Annotated in this window: 6 protein-coding genes and 1 rRNA gene; 1 reads left to right on the top strand and 6 read right to left on the bottom strand. The window is 49.5% G+C overall.

Annotated elements, in window-relative coordinates:
- Both ACFPMF_RS23535 and pruA read right to left on the bottom strand, forming a co-directional pair.
- A 16S ribosomal RNA gene (locus ACFPMF_RS23535) occupies positions 1-123 on the bottom strand; the annotation flags it as partial.
- A 248-nt stretch (positions 124-371) separates the two neighbouring features.
- Positions 372-2,003, bottom strand: coding sequence for an L-glutamate gamma-semialdehyde dehydrogenase (gene pruA / locus ACFPMF_RS23530; protein ID WP_379849711.1), 1,632 nt, complete (start codon positions 2,001-2,003; stop codon positions 372-374).
- A 158-nt stretch (positions 2,004-2,161) separates the two neighbouring features.
- On the opposite strand from pruA, the gene thrC reads away from it, so the two are divergent.
- The gene (gene thrC / locus ACFPMF_RS23525; RefSeq protein WP_379849709.1) at positions 2,162-3,466 is read left to right on the top strand and encodes a threonine synthase; all 1,305 of its coding nucleotides are present in this window, start codon (positions 2,162-2,164) and stop codon (positions 3,464-3,466) included.
- Positions 3,467-3,500: 34 nt separating this feature from the next.
- Here thrC and ACFPMF_RS23520 read toward each other — a convergent pair whose 3' ends face one another.
- The 4 genes from ACFPMF_RS23520 to mnmG all read right to left on the bottom strand — a co-directional run bounded on the left by ACFPMF_RS23520 (position 3,501) and on the right by mnmG (position 10,184).
- Positions 3,501-5,309: a tetratricopeptide repeat protein gene (locus tag ACFPMF_RS23520; protein WP_379849708.1), complete on the bottom strand. Its 1,809-nt coding sequence runs from the start codon at positions 5,307-5,309 to the stop codon at positions 3,501-3,503.
- 454 nt (positions 5,310-5,763) lie between these two features.
- Positions 5,764-7,371 (bottom strand): Ig-like domain-containing domain, encoded by a 1,608-nt coding sequence (locus ACFPMF_RS23515; RefSeq protein ID WP_379849706.1) that lies wholly within the window; start codon positions 7,369-7,371, stop codon positions 5,764-5,766.
- Positions 7,372-7,428: 57 nt separating this feature from the next.
- Positions 7,429-8,259 carry a class I SAM-dependent methyltransferase gene (locus ACFPMF_RS23510; protein ID WP_379849704.1) on the bottom strand — a complete coding sequence of 277 codons (831 nt, stop codon included), beginning with the start codon at positions 8,257-8,259 and terminating at the stop codon, positions 7,429-7,431.
- 62 nt (positions 8,260-8,321) lie between these two features.
- Positions 8,322-10,184 (bottom strand): tRNA uridine-5-carboxymethylaminomethyl(34) synthesis enzyme MnmG, encoded by a 1,863-nt coding sequence (gene mnmG, locus ACFPMF_RS23505; RefSeq protein WP_379849702.1) that lies wholly within the window; start codon positions 10,182-10,184, stop codon positions 8,322-8,324.
- Positions 10,185-10,362 lie beyond the last annotated feature (178 nt).

The raw sequence follows: 10,362 nt of genomic DNA, 5'->3' as shown, positions 1-10,362 counted from the left end.
GGTAGGTTGCTTACGCGTTACGCACCCGTACGCCACTAATGCCCCGAAGGACATCCGTTCGACTTGCATGTATTAGGCCTGCCGCTAGCGTTCATCCTGAGCCAGGATCAAACTCTCCATTGTAAATGATTTGTATTGTACTATACGCAGGTACTAATCTTCTTACTTATCTGGTCAAATTGTCAAAGAACGTGTCTTCCTCGTTCGGAAAACGGTGGCTGAACGTGTGCTCGTTCAACCGTTTTATCTAATTGGGACTGCAAAGGTAGCGGTTTGTTTTACTCAGCGCAAGTCATTTTCTGAAAAAACTTGGATTAACTTCATTTTCTTTTCTGAGTGCAAATAAATCTTTGGATTTACCAGTCAAACCGCTATTCTTCGCCTAAAAAAGGATAGCGGAAGTCCGTTGGGGAGACAAATGTTTCCTTAATCGTCCGCGCCGATACCCACCGGTATAAATTCAAGGCTGAGCCCGCTTTGTCGTTCGTGCCGGAAGCCCGGGCGCCCCCAAAGGGTTGCTGACCAACAACGGCCCCCGTCGGCTTGTCGTTGATATAAAAATTACCGGCTGCATTCGACAGCTTTTTCGTAACAAGCTCGATGGCGTAGCGGTCTTTTGCAAAAACCGCCCCTGTCAAAGCATACGGTGAGGTCTGGTCGACCAACTCGATGGTTTGTTCGAAATTGTCCGGATGATACAGGTAAACCGTCAAAACCGGGCCAAAGATCTCTTCACACATCGTTACATATAATGGATCGGCCGCCAAGAGGACCGTTGGCTCGACAAAGAAACCGTCGGTTTTGTCAAAGTTGCCCCCGGCAACGACTTCCACCCTCGGGTCGTTTTTCGCGTTCGTGATGTACCGGCTGATTTTGTCAAAGGCTTTCTCATCAATCACCGCATTGACGAAGTTGCTGAAATCTTCGACGCTACCCATTTTAATCGCTTTCAGATCCGCCAGGATATATTCCTTAACTTCCTCCCAGCGCGTCGATGGAAGGTAGGCCCGGGATGCGGCCGAACATTTCTGGCCCTGGTATTCAAAAGCACCGCGAACCAGCCCCGTCGCCACGGCCTTCGGGTCGGCCGAATCGTGAACCAGGACAAAATCTTTTCCGCCGGTTTCGCCCACAATTCTCGGATACGATTTATAGAGGTGAATATTCTCCCCGATCGTTTTCCAGATTTGCTGAAATACCCCGGTGCTACCCGTAAAGTGGATACCCGCAAAATCCGGATGTTTGAAAATGACCTCGCCTGCCAGCGGACCGTCGACATAAATCAGGTTGATAACGCCATCGGGCAAACCGGCTTCTTTCAATACTTCCATGATAACGTGTGCCGCATAAACCTGCTGCATGGCCGGTTTCCAGACAACGGTATTTCCCATCATGGCGGGGGCGGTTGGCAGGTTTCCGGCAATGGCCGTAAAATTGAACGGAGTCAGCGCGAAAACGAAACCTTCCAGCGGGCGGTATTCCTGCCGGTTCCAGACACCTGCCGAAGACCGGGGTTGCTGGTTATAGATTTCCGTTGCGTAATGCACGTTAAACCGTAGAAAATCAATCAGTTCACAAGCCGAATCGATTTCCGCCTGGTAAGCGTTCTTCGACTGGCCCAGCATGGTGGCCGCATTAATTTTGTAGCGATAGGGGCCCGCCAGTAACTCGGCGGCTTTCAGAAAAATGCTGGCCCGGTTTTCCCATGACAGATTAGCCCACTCTTCTTTCGCATTCAGAGCCGCGGTAATTGCCTGTTCAACGTGCGTCTGATCGCCTTCGTGGTAATAGCCCAGAATCTGGTGCCGGTTATGCGGAGCAATTACTTCTTTCTGTACGTCGGTTCGGACCTCTTCGCCACCGATATGCATCGGAATATCAATGGGTTTGGCGGAAGCGTCGGCGAGGGCGGCTTTTAATTTAGCGCGCTCGTCGGAACCGGGGCGATACTCTTTAACCGGCTCATTGTGTGGAATCGGAACCTGAAAAAAGCCTACTGACATTTGTTTGTTGATTTTTTGAAGCCTGCAAAGTTAGATAATTGAAAGTAACCGATTTAGGTTCCCTCTACCTTATAACCTAGTTTTTACCTTTTGTCGTACTATTTGTTCGCTTAACGTTTTGGGGTTTCGTAACTTGCGGCAATTTTTAGCCTTTTGCCATGAAGTTTTACAGTACCAATAATCCTTCCGGTCGGGTTTCGATGGAAGAAGCCTTGCTCCGAAGTCTGCCGGCCGATCGGGGTCTTTACATGCCGGAAACCATTCCTTTTTTGGGAGCGGATTTTTTTAATTCCATTTCCAGCGGCAACCTGGCCGACATTGGTTTCCAGATCAGTTCGGCGCTCTTCAAAGACACGATTCCTTCCCAAAAACTGGAAGAACTCGTCCATCACGCTTTTCCGTTCGATACGCCGGTGGTGGCGCTGGACAACGGAAAAACGCACGTGCTGGAATTGTTCCACGGGCCTTCCCTGGCGTTCAAGGACGTTGGCGCGCGTTATATGGCCGCGATGATGGGCTATTTCCTGGAACAATCAAACCGGGAAGTCCATATCCTGGTAGCCACTTCCGGCGATACGGGTGGAGCCGTCGCCATGGGTTTTCTGGGCGTACCCGGGATTAAAGTAACGATTCTGTATCCGAGTGGCCGCGTCAGTGAATTGCAGGAAAAGCAACTGACAACGTTGGGCCAGAATATTACAGCGATTGAAGTGGATGGATCGTTCGACGATTGTCAGGCCCTGGTAAAAACCGCCTTTATCGATGCGGAGTTAAACCAGCAGTTTAGCCTGGCATCCGCCAACTCGATCAATATTTTCCGGCTGATTCCGCAGAGTTTTTATTACGTCCGGGCCTACGGTCAGGTGAAGCACCTGGGCAAACCGGTCGTTTTTTCAACGCCGAGCGGCAATTTTGGTAATTTGAGCGCCGGCACTCTGGCTTATAAAATGGGCTTACCGGTGCACCAGTTTGTAGCTTCTACGAATCTGAACCACGTCGTTCCGACGTATCTGGAAACCGGTGTTTATGCCCCAAAACCGTCGGTCGAAACGATTTCAAACGCGATGGATGTGGGTGCTCCCAGTAATTTTGTGCGGCTCACCCACCTGTTTGATGACAATTTCGAGCAATTGAAACAGATTTTGTCGGGCTATTATTTCAATGATGAGCAGACCAAACAGGCCATGGATGCGGTTTATCAACAATTTGGTTATGTCATGTGTCCGCACACGGCGGTCGGTTATCTGGGATTAACAAGTTATCAACAATCGGCCCCGGATACCTGTGGAATCACGCTGGCCACCGCGCACCCGGCGAAATTCAAAGAGCTGGTGGAGTCGGTTATCCACACTCCGGTCGAAATTCCGGCGGCCCTGGAAGAATTGATGAACCGGCCCAAACAGAGTCACAAAATGAAAGCGGATTTTGCGGAATTCAAGGAGTTTCTGCTGCAAACCGCCTGAAACGAAAAAACCCGCTGCCCGGCGGGTTTTTTCGTTAGTTGATCACATCTCCTCGCAGCGCCCGGAACCGCTTTCGGGCCTCGGCGCCGAAAATGCTTCCCGGATATTTCTGCAAAAGCTGGTTGTAGAGTTCCATCGCTTTGGTTTTATCCTTCTTATTTTCCTCGTACGTCTTCGCCGTCAGGAAAAGCGCATCATCGCCCAGAACGTCTTCGCCGTAATTGGCCGTGATCTGCTCCAGGTCCTTCAAGGCTTCCTCGACCTTATTTTGCTTGATGAGGGTGTTGGCGCGTAACCATAAAATGTTGTCAGCCAGGCTATGATCCTTGTAGGTGGCATACATTTCGGAGAGCGCCAGCGCGGCTGAATCGACTTTGTTCTGGAACAACATCAGCTCAATGGAAGCGAACTGCTTCATGGCGGTTTCGTTACTATCCCCATCCATGCCGGTATTATCCATGATGAGCAGGCTGAGCGCCCCGGCATCGTTGGCAATCTCGCGGCTGGTCGCCTGCTTCAGAATGTCCAGCACTTCTTTCGACAGTTCGAAATCGCCTTTGAAATAATGCAGCCGAGCGTTTCGGAGTTTGGCCTCATACCCCAGCAGTTCTTCTTTCTGCGACTTTTCGACCTGCGAATAGAGCAGGGTAGCTTCCCAGGGTTCGCCTTTCAACAGGTAGATATCCCCCATATCCAGCTTGCAGCGGTCGATAAACGTTTTCTCGTTTTTGCTGATTTCGGTGGCCAGTTGCAAAATGGCCAGTGCGGTATCTTTCTCATCGAGGTAAAACGCGTATAGATTCGCCGTACTCCGCAGGGCTTCGAGCGTGCGGTTGTTTTTGCCCAGCTCCTGAAACATCTTCTGGTAGTCGGCAATCAGCTTCCGGATTTCCAGATTATCGACGGGATAGGTGTTCTTCACCTGCTCCTCCCGCGCCTTGATCACCAGCCGACGCGCAAAGGCGTAGAGCTGCCCCTGCGGATATTCCTTCGCAACGTACTCAAACATGGCCGCTGCGTTCTTATAATCCTTGTTCTGGAGTGCAACCGCACCCAGATCATAAACACGCACACCGGTCAATTTTAAGCGTTTGTCGAGGGCCCGTTCCTGAATGAAGGCTTTATAGAACTCTTTCTTCTGCGTCAGGTACCAGACGAGCATTTCGGTGTAAAACATCTCGTTCGGACTTTCCTGGACTTTCTTGTACAGGACGGTTTCCAGCATCTTCTGGTCGTTATCCTTCAGATTGTCCTGCAAAATGGCCTGTACATTATCGCGATTACCCGGGATTAAGCCCCAGTGCAACAATTCATTGACCATGTCTTCCTTCTTTCCTACTGCACCATAAAGCCGGGCCAGCTCGCCGGCATAGGCCAGTGGCTCCCGGCTTTGTTCCCGGCCTTTTTTCAGGGCCTTAATGGCCCAATCCTGTTTATTTCGTTCCGCGAAGTCCTGAGCCAGTTCGGGCAAGCCATTTATACTTCCGCCAGCCACCGACATAGCCTTGTTAAAATAAACCTCCGCTTTAGCAGAATCATTGCGGCTTTCTTCCAGGATGCCGGCCTGGAGTAACATATACGGGTTCTTGTCTTCCGATTTTACCATCCGACGCATCACCTTTTCGGCATCGCTGCTTTTGTTCAATTTGATCGCACTCTCGATGTACCGACTTACGACCTGTTTGCTGACACCGGTTTTCATCAACTTTTGATAGATCGTATAGGCTTTATCGAACTCGCCCTTTTTAAAATACTCATCGGCTAAGTCCTGTCCTTCCTGCGCAAATCCAGTTGACAAGCCAACGACAAACAGTACCATCAGTACACCGGCTATCTTCTTCATTTTTCTTTTTTTATTAATTAAATAATAAAAGGATTTAAAGGGTTGGTGGCTGTGGATATGTGGACAAGTCCGTTATTCACAATCACTTCGTAAAAATGTGAATAACGAAAACCGGTTATCCACATTGTCGGAAAAGTTATCAACACGCAACTGATTGATTATCAAACGATATTTCAATTGTCCACATTTCGTCTCTGGAAAAGTGCCCGTGCTTAGGCACATTTCCACAAGATACAGTATAAACATTTCCACGTGTTAATGAACGCGGGAATAATTTGTGGAGAATCGAGCGGTTATACACTATCCACATCCTGCAGCGCACTTTTCCACAATGTGATTTTTATTATCCACAGCCGCTTTTGTCCCTCTTCACATTTTATTCACACCGAGGTGGTAGTTTTCCACTTACTTTTCCACCGAAAATTTGTGTTTTTTTAATTTCACATTGACCTTTTCAGAATACGTCAATATCCGCGCTGACCTCGAAGTTTGCCTTGATGGGGATGATTCCTTTGTTACGGGTGAAGAAGTAGATCGGTTCCGGCTGGCGGTTTTCGGTTACATTACCACTATCCCACCGCCCATTTCCGTTTTCATCGACGATGACTCGGAGCCGGTATCGACCCGGTTTAATAGTAACGAAGCGATAGTTCAAGTTGTTTAGTTGTTTATCGACGAGCTTAAAATTTTCGTCCAGCAGTTCCACGATAAACTGCTTGGCGGTGGTATTTACCTTTCCGGTTAAGACGCCGTACTTCTCCGGATCGCGGATCGTATAATTTAGTTCGGCGCGGGCCGTCGAGTCATTGAGGGCGCTGATGAACGCGCCCCTGCCTAACCGCAGAATGATGGTGTTGCGGGCGGTTGTGGTTTTGGTTAGAATAAAACGGGTCTGGTTATTTTCCCACCGATAGTCCTGCGGGCTGAGCGCAACCTGATTGGTGCTATCGGTCAATAACCGCACCGAGTCCACCAGCATCTGTTTCATCGGTTTTGAAAACTCCAGCACTACTTCCATCTTTCGGTCGATGTCTCCATTATCAGCGGGCGTCGCCCTGAACGTAACCGGCTCCGCCGTTTCACGGCGCGTCGGTGTTCGGAACTTGAATTTCTGGGTGAGTTCCGCTTTGTTTTCCAGGGAATCCGTCACCGCAATCTGCACCCGAACCGTATCGGTGGTTGCCCTGGAATTGAAGAAGGTCAGCTCCGTTGGGGTTCGGAAATACGACGGCAGACTGTCCGCCGGATTCTCGAAACGAACCGTATAATTTTCAATTCCCCGATCAAATACGTACGTATACGTACTGACCATTTGCTGGGTTCTCACCGAGCGCGGAGGAGTATTGTAAAAAGAGAAAAGTTGAAAATTGAGCGTATCATTGTTGGCTTTCAGATCGAGTTCATCGGTCCGAAAAGCTGCCTTTTCCGGTCCGGGATTTAAGATCAGGTTCAGGTTTTTATCATCAAATGCGAATATTCTGTAACGTCCGTCTTTTACATTTTCGAGCAGGAAAACTCCTGCGGTATCGGTACGTGTAAAAAAATACGGTTTAATTTTCGTCGGGGTTAGCGTATCACTCGGCAGGTAAAGACCGACCAGTGTATTTTGCACCGGCTGCCCGGTCTGGATATCCGTGACCTTCCCTCCTACCCGCAGTGAATCGATGGTGTCGCCGGTACTGAACACTAATTTCAGGTTCAGCGCCGGATTGTTTTCCGTGATATCTTTAACCGCGTCGGTGAAATTGAACGTATAAGTTGTACTATCCTTGAAGGGTTTTTCGAAAACCAGCCGCAAGCTTGTCGGGCGGATCCGGGCTTTGAAGGGTCCTTCCGGTTCGGGCGTGATCAGAATTTTCTGGTTCGGATTTTCAACCCGGATGTATTCATTAAAGAAAAGCTCAACGGTTTTGTCCTTGAAATTTTTCTGTTTATTGAGGGGAATACTCTTTATCAGAACGGGTGCCAGGGTGTCTTTTTTACCACCGACGGGCGCTACATACTGCGAGCAGGAGTTCAGAATAACGGCAATAATTGCGAACAGGAAAAGTGCTTGTTTCATGTTTTGGCATAAAAAACCCTGAATAGGTCGGCTATTCAGGGCGTGAAAATCTGGTTATTATCGGGCCTGTGCGACGTAGATCAAACTGGAATAATTTCCGCCATTCTGATAAGCTGCCCAGTTAGAACGAATTCCATTCCAAAAACTTTCAAGGTAAGCCGGTTTTCCATCCCGGTTTTTGGTGCTCAGCATGTTGACGTAAAAGGCATCAAACAGCATCGGCTTTTGCCGGACAATTTCAAAACCGTACCGGCTCAGCAAGGTGCGCATCGTGCCCGGAGAAAAATGATACAGGTGCCGGGGGACATCATAAGCCGCCCAGAACTGCTTATAATGCTTCGCATCCCAGGAGTGATAATTCGGAACGGCAATCACCACATGCCCTTTCGAAAGGGTGTGCGCCCGAATCCAGTCCAGGGTTTCCTGTAATTCGTGAATATGTTCCAGCACGTGCCATAAGGTAATCACATCAAATTTTCGGGTGTCGTCCAACTCAAAAATCGATCGTTTAAGTTGAATATACGTCCGTTCTGCGGCTTGCCGGCGGGTGTTTGTATCGGGTTCCGTACCCATAATTTTCCAGCCCGCCTGCTGACTCGCCGAAAGAAAATAACCGGATCCGCAGCCGATATCGAGCAGTTGCCCTTTCTGCGGAGATAAATCGGTAATCAGTTTTACCTTTTGTCGTACGGTTATCGTACGCACGGTATGGTAGAGTTGACTGATGATTCCTTTGCGGGTATCACTGTGCGAAATATAATCATCCGATTGGTAAAACCGTCCGATTTCCCCTTCGACGGGCCGGGGATTGGTCGCCTTGAGACCGCATTTTCCGCAGTTCTGAATAATGAAATCCGTCTCCGAAACCAGGTAATCTTTGCAAGTCATCCAGTTCACGAAAGACTGACTTCCGCAAACCGGGCATTCAATAAGGTGCTCAACCGTCATGTTTACCGTCCTAAATAAACCATCAAAATAGAAATATCGGAGGCACTCACCCCGCTGATGCGCGAAGCCTGGCCAATGGTTTGGGGGCGGATTCGTTTCAGTTTTTCGCGGCCTTCAAACGATAATGCGGATAACCGATCGTAATCAAAATCAGGACGGATGATCAAACTTTCCAGTTTCTCGGTTCGCTCTACCATGAGCCGCTCCTTCTCCACGTAGCTCTCATACTTCACCGAAATAACCGCTTCTTCCACGGTTTCCTGATTGAACGTGCGGAGGTAATCCGCCACCGTGTCCCCCAGCAGATGGAGTTCTTTCCGGTTAATTTCCGGCCGTCTCAGGAGCGAATACGGCGACGTTTTTTCCCGGATCTGGGCGCTGCCGAGCGAGTCGAGCAAGCCGTTAATCGCTTCGGGCTGCACCCGCATCTGCTTCATCTCGTCCAGAATAGCTGTAACATTGGCCTGTTTGGTCTGCATCAAGTCATACCGTTCTTTAGACGCCAGGCCGATTTTGTACCCTTTTTCGGTCAGCCGTAAATCCGCATTGTCCTGCCGCAGAATGGTGCGGTATTCGGCGCGGGAGGTAAACATCCGGTAGGGCTCCTCCGTGCCTTTCGTGATAAGGTCATCGATCAAAACACCGATGTAGGCTTCGGAGCGTTTCAGCGTGAATTCGTCCAATTCTTTCGCCTTGTTGTGGGCGTTAATCCCGGCCATCAATCCCTGGCAGGCAGCCTCCTCATAACCGGTTGTTCCATTGATCTGCCCCGCAAAAAAGAGCCCGTCAATCAGCTGAGTTTCCAGCGTTTGCTTGAGCTGCGTAGGCGGAAAATAGTCATATTCCACGGCATAACCCGGCCGGAACATCTTAGCATTTTCGAAGCCTGGTATTTTTCGAAGAGCGTTGATCTGGACATCCTCCGGCAGGGAGGTAGAAAAACCGTTTACGTATACTTCCACGGTGTCCCAGCCTTCGGGTTCCACAAAAATCTGGTGTCGGTCCTTATCCGCAAACCGGTTGATTTTATCTTCCACCGACGGGCAATACCGGGGGCCCAGCCCCTTGATGCGACCCGTAAACATGGGCGACCGCTCGAAGCCGGTTTTCAGAATTTCGTGAACCTCGGGATTGGTATACGTAATCCAGCAGTGCCGTTGTTTGGTTAATGTAGGGGTGTCGAGGTAGGAGAATTTGCCGGGTTCCTCATCGCCGGGCTGCTCTTCCATCAACTGATAGTTGAGGCTCCGGCCATCAACGCGGGGCGGTGTCCCGGTTTTCATCCGGCCGGCTTCGAAGCCCAATCGGATCAGTTGTTCGGTCAGACCAGTTGCCGAGCGTTCGGCGGTCCGCCCTCCCCCGAAGGTTTTTTCACCAATATAGATCTTGCCATTCAGAAATGTTCCGTTCGTAAGCACCACCGAATCGGCCATAATTTCCATTCCCATGCTGGTTTTCACGCCCGCCACTTTTTTATCTTTCACGATAATTTCCGTGACCATATCCTGCCAGAAATCCAGGTTAGGCGTTTCTTCCAGTGTTTTACGCCATTCACCCGCGAACAACATGCGGTCACTCTGGCAACGCGGACTCCACATGGCCGGTCCTTTTGAACGGTTCAGCATACGAAATTGAATCATGGATTTATCACTGATAATTCCTGATTGTCCGCCGAGTGCATCAATTTCCCGTACGATTTGCCCTTTGGCCACACCACCCATGGCAGGGTTGCACGACATTTGGGCAATGGTTTGCATGTTCATGGTAATCAGCAAAACCGACGAGCCCATCGTGGCGGCTGCGGTAGCTGCTTCGCAACCGGCATGGCCCGCTCCGACCACAATGACATCATACTTATCGAACATATTTTCTGAGATTTTACAAAAGTTTGAAAAAATGTTCCACGTGGAAACATTTCATAGCAATGGAAGAAAAAACGTGAAGACAAAAATAAAAAATTAAATCCGCGTAAAAGTGAGGATTGTTAAAATCAACGCGTTTTACGCGGAAAAGATTCAAAAAAGAAAGGGGCCGAAGCCCCTT

This window comes from Larkinella bovis (genome assembly GCF_042655385.1).
Classification (GTDB): Bacteria; Bacteroidota; Bacteroidia; order Cytophagales; family Spirosomataceae; genus Larkinella; species Larkinella bovis.
The sequence above is the reverse complement of the archived record's forward strand: the minus strand, read 5'-3'. Positions and strand labels throughout refer to the sequence as shown.